Below are 15,996 nucleotides of genomic sequence, written 5' to 3'. Positions count from 1 at the left end.
AGCCAACACCTCTATTAAACTCTATTATTTTTTTTAACTATTTGCTACAATGGGTATTCTGAGTACATATTAATACTGAAAATGTTCGGACAAAATCCTAAAAGAAGCATATTAAACGGTGACGGTACTACGTTAGAGGTACAGTCCATTTTTAAGACTATACAAGGGGAGGGGCTTTTTGTAGGTGGCCCTGCAATCTTTATTAGGCTTGGAGGGTGTAATCTTGCTTGTAATTTTTGTGATACGGAGTTTGAGGATTTTAAGTTAGTGGATATAGTTGAGATTTTAAATAAAGTAGAAAGCTTGGCATTAAATTCTAAAAATGAAAGAGCGATTAATTTGGTAGTAATAACCGGTGGCGAGCCGATGCGTCAACCTATAGAATTATTATGTCAGAAGTTACTAGACCAAGATTTTAAAGTACAAATAGAGACTAACGGTACGTTATATCGCGCTTTGCCAAATGAAGTGTACATAATTTGTTCGCCGAAAGCCGGTAAAACCGGTTATAGTAAAATACGAGAGGATTTATTGTCTCAAATTAGTGCGGTGAAATTCATCGTTGCTAAAAATATTTTAGAATATAATTTCATACCGGAAGTAGGGCAAACCTCTTATAATATACCGGTTTTTATTCAACCTATGGATCAAAACAACCAAAGACTTAATGACGAAAATAATGAGTTAGCAGTAAAATTAGCACTAGAAAGCGGTGCTAGGTTATCGCTGCAAACTCATAAAATTTTAGGAATTGAGTAAAGTATTATTGGTGGCATTGCTTAGAAATAGGTTGATAATTTAAAAAGTTTAAGTCATTGCTAGGAAATTACTGCGTTGTTGCATAGTTCGGTTTATATCATTCTCGCAAAAGCGGGAATTTAGCAAAAAGTATAAATATAGCAAATTTTTGAAATTAAAAGCAGAAGTTATCTCGCTTTAATATTGGATTCATGCTTTCGCAGGAATGACATTGAACACTTTTTCTGAGCCATGCAACAAGGCCTTTAGCCGCTCGTAATGACGATATCAACAGTTCTCTAAGCAATGCCTTATGAGTCTTTTACAAAATACTTGAATTTTATATTAATTGAAGCTATGATGATATTTTTTAAGTTTAAAGTGTTTAAATAATGAGTGAAATATTAGACCTTGAAGCGAAACCTCGCACGGAATTCGGTACGGGAGCAGCAAGAGCATTAAGAAGAGAAGGGCGTGTTCCGGCTATTATTTACGGAGCTGGTAAAACACCTGTTAGTATTTCTTTGGAAGAAAAAGCAATAACTAAATATTATAGAAAGCCTGCTTTTATCTCTCAGTTAATTAATGTAACGATCGATCAGAAGCAATATAAGGTATTACCAAAAGCCGTAGAGTTACATCCCGTTACGGATATGGTACGCCATGTTGATTTTGTCTTTTTAGAAGCAAAAACCCAAAAAATGGAAGTACCTATAGTATATGAAGGGAAAGAAAGGGCTTTAGGCGTTAAAAGAGGTGGGTACTTTAATATAGTAAAAAGAAGAGTTACTCTATTATGTGATGTTAATAATATCCCAAGGAACGTAACTATAGATGTGACTAATATGCCTATTGCCACTTCGCTAAAATCGTCAAAAATAGAATTACCGAAAGGATGTAGTTTTGTTACGAAAAAAGAATTTGTCCTTGCAACTATAATAGGACGTAGAGGAGCAAAAACTGAAGCTGAAGCCCCTGAAGTAGGGAAGTAAGATAATTTCTTGCTTAGATACTTAGATCGTTATTGCGAGGATTCGTGGGTGTTGTTGATTGGCTCATTTTATGTCATTCCCGCCTACGCGGGAATGACATTGGGTAAGTGTTGCAATTCACGCGGGCAATGCCGCTAGAAACGAGAATGACATTCTGAATACTCACGTACTTCTTCCAGATTAATATTTCTTCAAAAATTTTCCATTACTATTATTTATTAGGTAAATTATTATGATTCTTGTTATTGGTCTTGGTAATCCAGGAAAAGAGTATCAATATACGAGGCATAATATCGGCTTTATTGCTATAGAGAAAATAGCAAACCAATATAATTCATCATTTAGTACAAAGAAACAATTCAATTGCGAGATTGCTGAAACTATTAGTGATGGACAAAAGATTATTTTTATAAAGCCCACTACCTATATGAACTTGTCCGGTAAGTCAGTGATATCAGTGAAAACATATTATAATATCAACCCCGCAAAAATCTTTGTTATTCATGATGATATTGATTTAGAAACATGTAGAATAAAATTTAAAACCGGTGGCGGTAACGGCGGGCATAACGGTTTAAAATCAATTGACGGTGTTATAGGCAATAATTATAATCGCATTAGGGTTGGGGTAGGTAGACCAAAAAATAATCAGGATGTAGCAGATTACTTACTTAATAATTTCTTGCAATCCGAGTATGAAATAGCAATGCAAGCTATAGATAGAATAGTTAATAATTTTGATTTAATATTAGAGAATAAGTTAGAAAAATTTAAGAATAAGATAGTATAAAAATTGTCATTGTGAGGAGCGACACAACGCGGCAATCTCGTCAAATATCCTGAGATTGTCGCTCCTCGCAATGACTGTGTGGTATCCACGCAACAATGCCTCCTGGCAATGACAAAAAAATTGATCAATGCAACAAAATTTTAATTAAAAGAAAAACTGATGCCCCAAGATTTTGAAATTGTTTATGCTGAAGAAATGGATAAAGCCTATTCAGCTATAATTTGGGATGCTTTTAATAAAGATTCAAGAGAGAAGCAAGGTTTAACAGGAGATTTAAAATATTTTTCTGTCTCATGCTTAGATCAAGATAAAAATTTTATTACCGGTATGCAATGAATAAGCCTTTTGGGTAGTTTATATATTACTTCATTGTTTGTAGATGCAAATCATAGAAACAAAAAGTATGGAAGCATATTAATGGAACAAGCTGAAGAATGAGCACGTGAGCGTTTCTATAATTTTATTGCTTTAGCGACTATGGATTTTCAATCTAAACCTTTTTACGAGAAATTAGGATATAAGCTAGAATTTACAAGATACGGTTATACAAAAGATTCTATAATTATTGTTTACGGAAAGATTTATGATACTAAAACTAGGAATTGTTGGGTTGCCGAATGTTGGTAAGTCGACGTTATTTAATGCCTTAACGGCAAGTCAGGCTGCGGATGCCGCTAATTATCCGTTTTGTACTATTGAGCCTAATAGCAGCAAAGTTTTAGTGCCTGATGAGCGTTTACAACGACTCGCAAGCTTAGCCGGAAGCGGAAAAATTATTCCGTCTTATATTGAGTTTGTCGATATTGCAGGACTTGTTGAAGGAGCAAGCAAAGGGGAGGGGCTAGGTAATAAGTTTTTATCTCATATTAGGGAAGTCTCTGCAATACTGCACGTACTGCGTTGCTTTGAAGATGAGGATATAACGCACGTACATAACAAAGTCGATCCAATCTATGACCTTGAGGTTATTGAAACAGAGTTAATACTTGCTGATATAGAATCGGTCGAAAAGCGTTTAGTAACAAGTGAAAAACGCTTAAAGTCAGGTGATAAAACAATGGTAGAGCAAATAGAACTGTTAAAAGAGGTTTATAAAGTGCTAGCTAACGGTAAACCTGCAAGAGTGCTAAATGAAGTTTTAGGATCTGATAATTTAAAACAATTGCAGTTAATTACTTCTAAACCTGTTTTATATATATGTAACGTACTTGAAAAAGATGCAGCTATAGGTAATGAATGTACAAAATTAGTAGCTGCAAGAGCAAAGAAAGAAAATGCTAGAAGCGTCGTAATTTCTTCAAAAATAGAAGCTGAGATTGCTTTACTTGAAAGCATTGAAGAAAAAGAAGAGTTTTTAAAATTTATAGGCTTAAATAAAACAGGGCTTAGTAAAGTAATTAAAGAAGGGTATAATCTTTTAAATCTTAAAAGTTTTTTTACTATAGGTCCTAAAGAAGCTCATAGTTGGACTTTTAAAGACGGCACGCTTGCACCGGCTGCTGCCGGTATTATTCATACCGATTTTGAAAAAGGCTTTATTAGAGCAGAAGTTATCGGTTATGAAGATTATATAAACCTTGGTAGTGAAGCAAAAGCCAAGGAAGTAGGTAAAATGCGTTTAGAGGGTAAAGAATATAAAATGCAGGATGGGGATATAGTACATTTTAGATTTAACGTTTAAATACTTAAAGTATTAGGTTTTATTGTAGGATACAGAAAAGTGTTGCAATGTCATTCCAGCGTAGAGCATTGTTGCGTGGACCGGTTTATCCGTCATTGCGAGGAAATGACCAAGAAACAAAAGTAATATTATGGAAACAATTTTACCCGATCGCTCCCTAAAAATCTAAGCTAGGCTTAATTTTATAGTGCAGCAGATTCTAGATATTGCACAGGATAAAATCGCCATGATTATTCTGTATGGATCTTTTGCAAGAGGTGATTGGGTTTGTGATTTACCTAATGGTGACCATAGCGATACTGATATCTTGATAATTCTAAAGAAAGGTAAATATAAAGGACATGCTACTTTAAGGTTAGAAGATAATATATATACAAGATTAGAGCAGACGGGAGTAATAAGAAAGCAGATTATTCCATATTATTCATAGATATCAATAATTCTTGAATCAATAGACGAGGTAAATAGTCGGTAGAGATATGGCATTATTTTTTCACTGATATAAAAAACGAAGTCATACTTTTATACGATAGTAAGGAATTTACCTTAAGCGAAGCTAAAGATTTACCTTGGAGTGCGATGAAAGAAATTGCTAAAGATTATTATGCATAATGGTTTAGCAGCGGATGCGGATTTTTAATTGATTGCAAATATACATTGCAAAGAGGTGAGTTAAATAAAAGTGCTTTTTATCTTCATCACGCTACTGAAAGTTTTTACAGTAGCATTTTATCAGTTTTTTCTAATTATAAACCAAAACTCCATGATATAAAAAAGTTAGGTAGTAGAGCAGCAAATTATAATAGTGAGTTATTGCCAGTGTTTCCTATTGCAACTCCCGAACAAAAAGAGTGTTTTGAATTACTAAAAAAAGCATATGTTGATCAAGATATGATAAAAATTATAAAATTAATAAAGAGCAGTTATTTTACTTGATTGAGAGAGTAGCAAAATTAAAAAACATTACGGAATGAATTTGTTTGGAGCGGATTAATCGATAAGACTCGATGAACCGAAATAAAAAAATCATTTATGAAAATAATTGCTAAAATCCCGGCATGGATGCTTCTATGCTTATTTATTTTATCACCGACTACGGAAACAATTTATACTTCAGGATTACCGAGTTTAACTAAATATTTCGGCATTGACGGTGGTATCACTCAAACTACCTCTACATTATATTTTTTAGGATTTGCTCTCGGTATATTAACGCTTGGCAGATTATCAGATATTTACGGCAGAAGACCTATAGTTTTACTTGGGCTTTTTATTTATGTTGTATCTTCAATTATTAGCATTTTTGCAGTTAATATAGAAATGCTGATGATAGCTCGTTTTGTACAAGCTTTCGGTGTAAGTATAGGTTCTGTTATTGGGCAGGCCATGGCTAGAGATTCCTATCAGGGCTCAGAGTTATCATATGTCTATGCTCGCTTATCTCCGTGTCTGTTATTTATCCCTTCTCTCGGTTCATCTATAGGTGGCTATATTATAGAATATTCAAGCTGGCATTATGTTTTTGTATTTTTTAGTCTTACCGGTACTATATTACTAGCTTTATATTATAAAGTTTTACCTGAAACAAATTCGTATATAGCTTTTTCACAAAGCAGTAAATATTTTGAGGTTTTACAGGTAATTATTAAAGATAAAATTCTTTTGTTATATGCTTTTATCATCGGTGCATTTAACGGCATATATTATGGTTTTTTCATAGAAGCTCCTTTTATTTTTATTGATACAATGAAAGTTTCGCCATCTTTTTACGGTAAATTAGTATTTTTGTTATCTTTTGCCGCTATCTTTGGAGGGTTTTTAGGAGAATATTTAATAAAAAAACGCCATGTACACGATAAAAAAGTTATGGGTTTAGGATTTATATTTAGTCTATGTGGATGTATATTATTTGCGGTAAATGCTTTTATATTGGAAGTTGTTTCAGCAAATCATAGTCTTGCAATCGCTACGGTATTTGCACCGATGATGATTCATATGGTTGGGCATAATCTACTGATCCCTATGACGCTTCGTTATGCACTGGAGGATTATGCTAAAGTCACAGGTACGGCAGGATCTATATTTGGTACGATATACTATGTAGTGATCGCTGCCGTAACTTATTTGGTTTCTAAAATACACAGCGAAACGATAAGCAATTTTGCTTTATTATGCTTCGTTTTAAGTATTAGCTCTGCTTCTGCATTTTACTGTATTGGGATTTTATATAAGAAAAAGTCAGGTGTTCCTGATTAAAGATAGGAATCGTTATTATGAGCAGTTGTGGGAACCCGCGTGGCTCATTTTATGTCGTTACTGTGTGGGCGGTAATCTAGCAAAACCTATAAAAAAGGTTTATTTTTACCAAATATGTAACTTCTATATTAATATTGAAGTTATTCTCTGGATCCTTGCCTACGCGGGAATGACATTAAGAAAATTAGAGATAGCAACAACCATTACGCTAAAATCTCATGGTTTAATACTTCATCATCTATCCCTTCAAGGTCTCTCTCTTCCTTTAAGGCTTCCATACTGCAGCTACTAGATATATCAAGGCTATTCTGCTTGGCTTGGCATCTTAAGATAGCTTCTTTAAAATTAGCAATACAATTTTCAATTTCTTCTAATGTCCAATTTTTCATTTCGCATAAAAAATTCTCGATATCTGCTTTTGCCTCTGGATTTTTTTCGATAACTGGATTGCAAAACTCCTTGATACCTGCTAATAATTCTTCTTTTGCATGTTCTATGTCTTTTATATCTTTAGAATCTAGAGATTGAGCTACTCGTGCATCAACTGCCTCATTGTTGTTTTCTATATTCTCTTCTTCTTCTTCTTCTTCTTCAAAGCCTTCATCTATTAAATCTACATCTTGATTAGCTGCTTGCTCTTTATTTAAATTATCCATTAAAGTATCACATAATCTTTGTATTTGTTCGCTATTCTCTGCTACATATTTATGTCCTATTTCTTCTAATTTTGCGATATTTTTAGGAGTTGCATTATCTAAACTTTCAGTCTCTTGAGTAATAGGTAAGCTTATTTCAAAAAATTCATCTTCTGCGCATAAATCATTTTGAACTTCGATAGTGGAAGAATTTTCCATATTGTTCATAAGCCTGCTGACTAATTTTCCTTTTACAAGCCAACCTATTATCCCGTCAAAGCCGATTTTAGGTATGGAACTCGTAGGTGCGATGTCATTACTGAAATTGAATGCACAAACCATAGTCCTATCCAATATCTCTTTCTGCTCTTCACGTGTGAGTGTTTTCTCTTCGCGTATATGATCTTGCCCTTTATGTAGATAACCTTTTTTAAGCAACTTTAAAACTGTGTGTGCCGGTCTGTTAGCATCGAGCCCCCCATCTGCATATGCATAAGGAGTACCTGAAGCATAATTATATCCTTGCACAGCCGCTCTATCCATAATAGGTTTAAAATATGTAGGTGCAGCTGTTGTTGCAAGTAATACGTCTTTTACCCTAACATGAGGGCTATAACCGTGAAAGCTGTCAAAAATTTCTAATTCTCCACCGTTAGTAGTCAAATCATTTACTGGAATAACAAGGCGGGAAGTAGTATCATCCATTCTATTATCGCCTAAATATTTTGTTAATAGTTCTTTTAAAGGCTTCTGACTATATTTATGGGTAAATAACTGCTTAACCGAACCTAGGAAAGTATTAGGAAATATATCACTTGCGCTTGACTTAAATATCTCAAGGGCTTCTCTAGCACTATATTTTGGTTCGTTTGAACCTGGTTCTTTCGGAATTGTTAATAATGCAGCAATAAGACCACCGACACTAGTACCGGAAATAATATGAAATAGTTCAGAAATAGATTTGCCTGTTCTCTCTTCGATTGCCATAAGTACCACTAATTCAGATATACCTTTAATTCCACCGCCGGAAAGTGCAAGTACTCTATTAGTCTTTGCATTATCAATTTTTGCTGCCATAAACAATACCGTAAAGATTTATATCACCCGACGGTATATAACAAAGGTTAGTAATTGTCAATAAATTTATCTGTATAAACTTAACAAAATTGTCACTATCAGTAAAGAAAGCTTAATTAATATTTTAGTATATAGTGAATATTATAACTATAATGTTATGAGATATGATAAGTAATCCTAGTAATAGCGATGTAAATCTAGATTTATTAGCAGCTGAAATAACACAAAAGGAATCCTAAGTAATTAATTAGTTAAACAGTACTGAAGATGTAATTGCTTATGAAAAAAAAAGAATTATCTAAGCATCTTATAAAATGTGAAATAGTTAAAGCTTTGGCATTTTTTATTTATGCGATGCAAATACTGGAGTAACTTTGAATCTTAAAGATTGAATATCTGAAAATGATCATGTTTCTAATGTAGATTATCTGCCTTATATAGGTTAAGCAATTCCTCTCGCTGATGCTGTAGATAATTTAAACGACTTTATAAAAATATATTTTAAATAATTAAACCTTAATGCTACTATAAACAATGACATTTTATCACACTAAAATATGAAATCTTAGATAGCTCTTCTGAGGAAGAGCCAAGGAAAATTACACCTCACCTCAACATCTTAATTTTTTATCAAGAAATATACTTAATATTAGTTATATAAGTACCTCTAAAGGATTAAAACTTAGACTTGGTTTAATATTACATAATTTAGACGATAGATTTTTTAAATATTCTGCTATTAGAAATACTTATAAAAAAATAAATCTGAAGTATTAACTGTAGATAATGAGTCTTTACAAGAAAACTGAAATTATAAAGACTCCTTTTAATAAACATTTTCATAAATTATTTAAAGATTATAACAAAGAAAACATAAGTGATCATGATTACCAAGAGCTGTTACACTGTGTATCTTCTCCAAAGCACTCTCTATTCCTAAGATATTTGCTTTAGCAGACGGTATGACTGCTCAGCATGCAAAAAAAGTATTATTACAAGAATTGCAACACAGTAATATCAACTTAAAAAGCATAAGTAATAACCCATTAAATTTTACAATACATAATTCTAAAGCGTTGTTAGCATTTACTAAAACAACTAAAATTACTCTAAAATCTGTAATGTTATATGGTATGGATGATAATTCTTCTACTATATGTAATATCCCTAATACTATGAAAAACATTTACAGATAATCATGTTATGCATTACAAAATCGGTAATACAGATGTACCGGGTTTTAGAACATATGATGAAATCTTATCTCAATTTAATCAAAGGTTAGAACATAAAAATAATATTATAGAACGTATATTTGAAGTTATAAAAAATAAAGAAGCTTCACAAACTATACAAGAGCTACCGCGTGATTTAAACTATTTTGCTGAAAAGCTAACATATTTATTATTTGTAGTTTAAATATATAGAAATAATACAACCTTATTTACAACTCAGATGTTTCTAGAACTTATTGACAAAAATAGTATATTTTTATCAACTCAGGAGTTTTTTCCTATGTCTACTAAGCATGCTGTTGCTCAAACAAGAGGCATAATTAAAAACTATAAATATGTGTTACCAAATGCTTATTCTATGGATTATGACATTACAAATGTACAAAACGGTGATCTATTACTTATCACAGAATGTAATATATTAATAGAATGGCTTAGTGAAAAATTAAATAATTATAAATTAGCAAATATGGCACGAATATTTGATATCGTATCTTTAATGCAATTTTACAAAAAAATGGGTAATATAAAATCAATGATATCAAACATTTTTTAGAACAAGTTAATAAACTAGAACATTCCATACTGTGGCTTGACCACGGTCTCCAGCAGAACAGCTTAAAATACTAATAATTTTAGTATTTCTTTATTGCATCCCGCAATCAAGTTAGCTAGGATGACAGAGGTGGCGCGACATGATATTCAATGCTGCAATATTTTCATCAGCAAATTAATCTCTTCGCGTAATTCTATATCGTTTTCCAGTAATTCTTCTACTTTTTTAATAGCATACATAACCGTAGTGTGGTCTTTTTTACCGAATTTTTTACCGATATCTGCAAGACTTTTCAGCGTTAATGCTTTACTAAGATACATAGCTATTTGACGCGGTCTTGCCACTTCTCGTAATCTCCGTGACGAAGACATATCGGATAATTTAATATTATAACGGCTAGCTACCTTTTTCTGAATATCTTCAACGGTAATTATTCTTTCATTAGAACGTAATAAATCTCTTAAAATATTTTGTGTATTTTCGAGCGTAATCTCTTTTAAAGTAAAATTAGAATGAGCTATCACTTTATTTAAAGCTCCTTCAAGTTCTCTAACGTTTGACACGATTTTAGATGCTAAAAAATCAATTACGTCTTTCGGTATTTTAACGTTCATTTGCTCGATCTTAGATTCTAGAATACCGAGTCGCAGTTCATAAGTAGTACTATGAACATCGGCAACTAAGCCCCATCCAAGGCGAGATTTTATTCGATCTTCAATATTATCTAAATCTGAAGGTGACCTATCACAAGAAATGACCATTTGACGGTTATTATCAATCAATGTATTAAAAGTGTGGAAAAATTCTTCCTGCGTACTATCTTTACCGCAAATAAATTGAATATCATCAATCATCAACACGTCAACCGAGCGGAATTTCTCTTTAAACAAGATTACTTCTTTGTTACGCAGAGCTTTAACAAACTGATACATAAATTTTTCTGCCGACATGTATATTACTTTGCGGCTTGGGTTATTCTGCTTGATGTACCAACCGATTGCATGCATTAAATGCGTCTTACCGAGTCCAACCCCGCCATATAGAAAAAGCGGATTAGATTCAGAAACTGCACCTGATGATTCCGCAACAGCCCTTGCTGCTGCATAAGCTAGCTCATTTGGGGCTCCAACCACAAAATTATCGAAAGTAAAACGTACATCAAGGGTTGAAAAGATATTTTCCGAATTAAGTTCACTACTGCCGATATCTGCAAAAGTCTTAGTAGGTAATTCTATAACTGTCTGGGTTGTTCCAGGTAGCTCTTTAGTAATTATGTCAATCGACTTAATGGTATTGTTATAATGTTGAAATAGTTGCAATATGACCATAGAGTACTTGGATTTTATCCAATCTCTGACAAAGTTAGTAGGAGCACAAAGAATAACGGTATTTAATGAAGACTCTATAAAATTGACTTTACTAAACCAGCTATTATATAGAGTTTCACCGTAATGATTGTAAAGATCTTGAGCCACGTGACTCCAGAGATTTACATAATTATCCCCTTGATCTGTTAAAATTATTTGATTAGTATTCACTTAAAACTGCCACGGTAAGTTATTTTGTTTCCAGCCTTTGTCTTGATTATTCCCTTCAAAGCCGTCACTAATATTATAACAATTTTTATAACCAATATTAGCTATAAAATTTGCCGCAATAAATGACCTATATCCTGAACGACACAGAAAAAATATTGCTGCACCTATTTTATCGTTCATAATAGATAAAAAATTATCTTCAAAATCTTTATTCAATTGTAGGTTTAGAAAGATTACATTATTTTTATTAGCTAAATGAGGCATCCCAACTTGTTGCCGCTCTTCTCTAGTTCTCACATCCACAAGGAAAGTATTATCATTTGAAATGAGTATATCATAAGCTTTTGTAGAACAGATATTTTGAACCGACATATTTACGCTTTTTTGCTGTTATTGATAATAAAAGCTAATAGAATTCCACCCATGTAACACGGATTTATTAGAGTGCTTAATTATTAAAGTATTTTAAAATGATCTTGGTGGTTCTATAAACAAAATTTAAAATAATCTATTTTAGTGCTTTTTTGTTGCAAATTATAAGATTTTTTTGAAATAGAAACAGCTATTGCTGTAAAAATCCTATTAAATTTCGTTTAAAAATATCTTAAAATATAAATAATTCAAATTTTGTTCATAGACCCTTAGTAGTTTTAATAATATTATTATAAAAAAATTTTGCAAGATATTATAGATGAATAAATTAAATAAAAACTCTTTACAAAAGAAACTTTTTTACCGTAGTAAAAATCGCAGTTGCAAAGAAATGGATTATATACTCGGTAGTTTTGCCGAAAAGTACCTATCCTTAATGGATGAAAAAAAACTTGAATGCTATACTTTAATACTTGATCAAAACGATAATGACATTTATAATTGGATCAATAATGAATCTTCTGCTCCTTCTTATCTAGATGCTGAAATAATGGATAAATTACGCAAAATAGCAAGAATATAAACTCCTGTAGAATGTTACAACAAAAATTTCCGACGATTGCCAAGTCTTTCTTTGTAATTGATAATTTTACTAAGAATCTTAAGCAAGATTTCATCTTGAGTGTTAATAATGAAGAGGAGGCGTTGCAATTATACAAGCAAGCTTTATTTTTTTCTTCTAATGAGAATATTTATTACTTTCCAAGCTATGATACTATCCCTTACGACCATACGTCACCAAATACAAATATCTTATCGAGACGTGCAGAAACATTGACCAAGCTAACAACGAATAATAATAATGGTAAATTACTCATCACTCATGCAGCAAACTTATTAAACAAATTACCGCCGAAAGATTTTTTGTCTAAATATTTTTTGAAATTATCCCCTAAAATGAAATTTACTACGGATGAGCTTGCTATGTTTCTAGTAGAAAATAGTTTTACCAGAAATGCGAGTAGCATCGATGTTGGGGAATTTGCGGTTAGAGGCGAAATCATTGATATAATATTGCCTGGTCCTAAAGCTTATAGAATTAATTTTAGCTGGGATTATATTGAATCAATAAAAGAATTTGATATTGATACGCAAATTTCAACTAAATCTTGTATGGAACTCGTTATTAGTCCTGCAAATGAGATAGTTTTAAATTCTGAAACAATCAGTAATTTTAAGAATAATTACTTACGAAATTTTGGAGTTAATCATACTGATAATCCTTTATATGAGGCGGTAATATCTGGAAGAAAATTCGCAGGATATGAACAATTACTTCCGTTATTTTACGATTCCTGCTCTAGTTTAGTAGATTACCTAAACAATCCTATTTTCATATTCGATAATCTGTCAAAACAAGCCATTTTAGAGTTTGAACATAGTTATAATGATTTTTATTCCGCAAGATCAGCGAGAAATAAACTTAAATTTAATAGTTTCTATCCCACTCTTTCACCAACTATCTTATATTTTACCGCTTCTGAAATAACGGAATTACTAGAACAAAAAAATAATATACTACTTACTTTTGAAAACTCAGAGCAAGCTTGCTTAATTGAAAATATAGCCGCTACAAGTTTTATAGAAAAGAAAACGGTTTTTAATAAATTATTAGAAATTATTAAAGTTCATTCTTCTAAAAAAGCCGTAATAAGTGCAGCTTCTTTAAGTGGTCTTGAGAGACTTAAAAGCATAATTCAAAATTATGAATATAAATATAATGAGATAAATAAATTAGATGAGGCTAAGGCTTCAGTAATAAATGTCGGGATAATTCCTTTAAATCAAAGCTTTTATACGAAAGAATATTTATTTATTGCCGCTAGTGAATTATTAGAAGAAAAGTCTAGTCCTATAAATACTAATAAAAAACTTAAAAATATTTTGTTGGAGCTTGATAATTTAGTTGAAGGCGAATTTGTTGTTCACAAAGATCATGGGATAGGGCAGTTTCTAAAGCTAGAAGCGTTAGAAATCAAAGGCAAGCTGCATGATTTTTTAAAGATTTTATATGCCGGCAATGATAAATTATATATACCGGTTGAAAATATAGAGGTAATAAAGAAATACGGTAATGATAATGCGGAGCTTGATAAGCTTGGCAGCGTCTCATGGCAAAGAACTAAGGCGAAACTTAAAAATCATATAAAAGAGATAGCACTGCATTTAATACAAATAGCAGCTAAAAGGAAACTTAATAGCAGCGCTGCCGTTGAATTTGACCTTGAAGAATATGATAAATTTTGTGCTAATTTTCCTTTCAGCGAAACAGAAGACCAGTTAACCGCTATAAACGATATTAAAGAAGATCTAAGAAACGGTCTGTTAATGGATAGGTTAATATGCGGTGATGTCGGGTTTGGTAAAACAGAGGTAGCGATGCGTGCTGTCTTTATGGTAGCAAAATCTCTAAATGAACATTTACCTCAAGTAGCAGTCGTTGTACCGACGACTATTTTATGTAGTCAACATTTTTCCAGGTTCATAGAAAGGTTCAAGGGTTTTGGTTTAAATATCAAACAATTATCTAGTGTTGTTAGTTCTAAAGAAGCAAAGATTATAAGAGCAGAACTTGAAAGTGGTAAAATAAATATAATAGTAGGCACTCACTCTTTATTACATAAAAATATAAAATTTTTTAATTTGAAATTGTTAATAATCGATGAAGAACAGCATTTCGGTGTTGGTCAAAAAGAATTTCTTAAATCACTAAAATCCTCTTCCCATGTACTTGCAATGTCGGCAACACCGATTCCTCGAACGCTGCAAATGTCAATGACCGGTCTAAAAGAACTTAGCATTATTGCAACGCCGCCTCTAAACAGGTTGGAAGTTCGGACGATGGTTATGCCGTTTGATTCCGTTATCATAAGAGATGCATTATTACGCGAACATTTTAGAGGTGGAAGAAGCTTTTATGTAGTTTCAAGAATTAAAGATATAGAGGATATCGAAAAACAATTAAAACACATTGTGCCGGAGTTAAGCTATAAAATAGCGCACGGAAAAATGACCCCGAGTAAAATTGATGAGGTTATGAGCGAGTTTTATGCCGGTAAATTCGATATACTAGTCTCAACTACTATTATAGAATCAGGAATTGATATAGCTGAAGCAAATACCATGATTATACATAAAGCCGATATGCTGGGGCTTAGCCAGTTATATCAATTGCGTGGTCGGATAGGGCGAGGTAAAGTACGGGGCTATGCCTATCTAACGGTAGCAAATCATAAAAAGATGACATCGCACTCATTAAGACGTTTAGAGATAATACAAAATAGTTGTGCTTTAGGTTCAGGTTTTACTATTGCAAGTCACGATATGGATTTACGGGGCTTCGGTAATTTGATAGGTGAAGAACAATCAGGACAGATTAAAGAAGTAGGTACGGAACTCTATCAAGAAATGCTGGAAGAACAAATAGCTATTTTTAAAGATGAACCTATTGTCTCGGAACAGCTATTTATCCCGACTATTAATTTAGGATTATCCGTCTTTATTCCCGATCATTATATATCCGATTCAGCCCTTAAACTTGGTTTATATAGAAGAATAGGTAATTTAAGCAATGAGATAGAAGTAGAAAAATTTAAAGATGAGATGATTGATAGATTCGGCTCACTACCGATTGAATTTAATAATTTACTTGATATTGTAAAAATAAAACTATTATGCTTTAAGTTAAACATTGAGAATTTAGATTCAGGAGATAACGGATTTGTGATTAAATTTTATAAAAATGCCGATATGACCGATAAAATTTTGAAATTCGTTAGTATTTACTCTAATCAGGTAAAAATAAAGCCGGATAATAAATTAGTATATATTAAGAAATTAGTAGATAAAAATATAATTACTGAGGCAAATCAGTTACTTTGGAATTTATCGGAGGCGTAGACTCGATGTAATTCCTAGCTCTGCGTTGCCTGCGTATATACCTAGGTCGTCATTGCGAGGAGCGAAGCGACGCGGCAATCTAGAAAAATAATTAAAAAAATGCTGATTTACAGAATTTTTTACTGGATTGCTGTGTCGAATTACTACGTAATTCTTCTCGCAATGA

The 15,996-nt window shown here is 32.3% G+C and carries 17 protein-coding genes; 14 read left to right on the top strand and 3 right to left on the bottom strand.

Features of this window, described 5'->3' with window-relative positions:
- Positions 1–81: 81 nt before the first annotated feature.
- The 9 genes from A1C_RS04245 (at position 82) to A1C_RS04210 (ending at position 6,457) form a co-directional block, all read left to right on the top strand.
- Positions 82–759 (top strand): 7-carboxy-7-deazaguanine synthase QueE, encoded by a 678-nt coding sequence (locus A1C_RS04245; protein ID WP_012149841.1) that lies wholly within the window; start codon positions 82–84, stop codon positions 757–759.
- 371 nt (positions 760–1,130) lie between these two features.
- Positions 1,131–1,730, top strand: a complete 600-nt coding sequence (locus A1C_RS04240) for a 50S ribosomal protein L25/general stress protein Ctc (RefSeq protein WP_012149840.1) — start codon at positions 1,131–1,133, stop codon at positions 1,728–1,730.
- A gap of 232 nt (positions 1,731–1,962) precedes the next feature.
- A complete protein-coding gene (gene pth, locus A1C_RS04235) occupies positions 1,963–2,520 on the top strand; it encodes an aminoacyl-tRNA hydrolase (protein ID WP_012149839.1) in 558 nt (185 codons plus the stop codon).
- Positions 2,521–2,679: 159 nt separating this feature from the next.
- A complete protein-coding gene (locus A1C_RS08725) occupies positions 2,680–2,856 on the top strand; it encodes a hypothetical protein (RefSeq protein WP_012149838.1) in 177 nt (58 codons plus the stop codon).
- Positions 2,857–2,865: 9 nt separating this feature from the next.
- On the top strand, positions 2,866–2,958 hold the full coding sequence (locus A1C_RS09565; protein ID WP_408635236.1) for a GNAT family N-acetyltransferase: 93 nt from the start codon (positions 2,866–2,868) through the stop codon (positions 2,956–2,958).
- Positions 2,959–3,103: 145 nt separating this feature from the next.
- On the top strand, positions 3,104–4,201 hold the full coding sequence (gene ychF / locus A1C_RS04225) for a redox-regulated ATPase YchF (protein ID WP_012149836.1): 1,098 nt from the start codon (positions 3,104–3,106) through the stop codon (positions 4,199–4,201).
- Positions 4,202–4,388: 187 nt separating this feature from the next.
- On the top strand, positions 4,389–4,631 hold the full coding sequence (locus A1C_RS04220; protein WP_232279092.1) for a nucleotidyltransferase domain-containing protein: 243 nt from the start codon (positions 4,389–4,391) through the stop codon (positions 4,629–4,631).
- A gap of 227 nt (positions 4,632–4,858) precedes the next feature.
- On the top strand, positions 4,859–5,137 hold the full coding sequence (locus A1C_RS07815; protein ID WP_232279091.1) for a HEPN domain-containing protein: 279 nt from the start codon (positions 4,859–4,861) through the stop codon (positions 5,135–5,137).
- A gap of 96 nt (positions 5,138–5,233) precedes the next feature.
- Positions 5,234–6,457 carry a Bcr/CflA family efflux MFS transporter gene (locus tag A1C_RS04210; RefSeq protein ID WP_012149835.1) on the top strand — a complete coding sequence of 408 codons (1,224 nt, stop codon included), beginning with the start codon at positions 5,234–5,236 and terminating at the stop codon, positions 6,455–6,457.
- 203 nt (positions 6,458–6,660) lie between these two features.
- Here the strand turns inward: A1C_RS04210 and A1C_RS04205 are convergent, their stop codons facing one another.
- Positions 6,661–8,169 (bottom strand): patatin-like phospholipase family protein, encoded by a 1,509-nt coding sequence (locus A1C_RS04205; protein WP_012149834.1) that lies wholly within the window; start codon positions 8,167–8,169, stop codon positions 6,661–6,663.
- Positions 8,170–9,131: 962 nt separating this feature from the next.
- Between A1C_RS04205 and A1C_RS04200 the strand changes: the two genes are divergently transcribed.
- From A1C_RS04200 to A1C_RS04195, 3 genes are all read left to right on the top strand, one after another.
- On the top strand, positions 9,132–9,365 hold the full coding sequence (locus A1C_RS04200) for a hypothetical protein (protein ID WP_012149833.1): 234 nt from the start codon (positions 9,132–9,134) through the stop codon (positions 9,363–9,365).
- 7 nt (positions 9,366–9,372) lie between these two features.
- Entirely contained in the window at positions 9,373–9,588 is a 216-nt protein-coding gene (locus tag A1C_RS07090; RefSeq protein WP_012149832.1) for a hypothetical protein, read from the top strand.
- Between the two features lie 96 nt (positions 9,589–9,684).
- Entirely contained in the window at positions 9,685–9,960 is a 276-nt protein-coding gene (locus A1C_RS04195; RefSeq protein WP_232279090.1) for a hypothetical protein, read from the top strand.
- Between the two features lie 146 nt (positions 9,961–10,106).
- Here A1C_RS04195 and dnaA read toward each other — a convergent pair whose 3' ends face one another.
- Together dnaA and A1C_RS04185 are read right to left on the bottom strand one after the other, a co-directional pair.
- A complete protein-coding gene (dnaA, locus tag A1C_RS04190) occupies positions 10,107–11,498 on the bottom strand; it encodes a chromosomal replication initiator protein DnaA (protein ID WP_012149830.1) in 1,392 nt (463 codons plus the stop codon).
- On the bottom strand, positions 11,499–11,870 hold the full coding sequence (locus tag A1C_RS04185; RefSeq protein WP_012149829.1) for a rhodanese-like domain-containing protein: 372 nt from the start codon (positions 11,868–11,870) through the stop codon (positions 11,499–11,501).
- 319 nt (positions 11,871–12,189) lie between these two features.
- Between A1C_RS04185 and A1C_RS04180 the strand changes: the two genes are divergently transcribed.
- Both A1C_RS04180 and mfd read left to right on the top strand, forming a co-directional pair.
- A complete protein-coding gene (locus A1C_RS04180) occupies positions 12,190–12,453 on the top strand; it encodes a succinate dehydrogenase assembly factor 2 (protein ID WP_012149828.1) in 264 nt (87 codons plus the stop codon).
- Positions 12,454–12,464: 11 nt separating this feature from the next.
- Positions 12,465–15,830 carry a transcription-repair coupling factor gene (mfd, locus tag A1C_RS04175; RefSeq protein ID WP_012149827.1) on the top strand — a complete coding sequence of 1,122 codons (3,366 nt, stop codon included), beginning with the start codon at positions 12,465–12,467 and terminating at the stop codon, positions 15,828–15,830.
- Positions 15,831–15,996 lie beyond the last annotated feature (166 nt).

This window comes from Rickettsia akari str. Hartford, from assembly GCF_000018205.1.
GTDB lineage: Bacteria > Pseudomonadota > Alphaproteobacteria > Rickettsiales > Rickettsiaceae > Rickettsia > Rickettsia akari.
The sequence above is the reverse complement of the archived record's forward strand: the minus strand, read 5'-3'. Positions and strand labels throughout refer to the sequence as shown.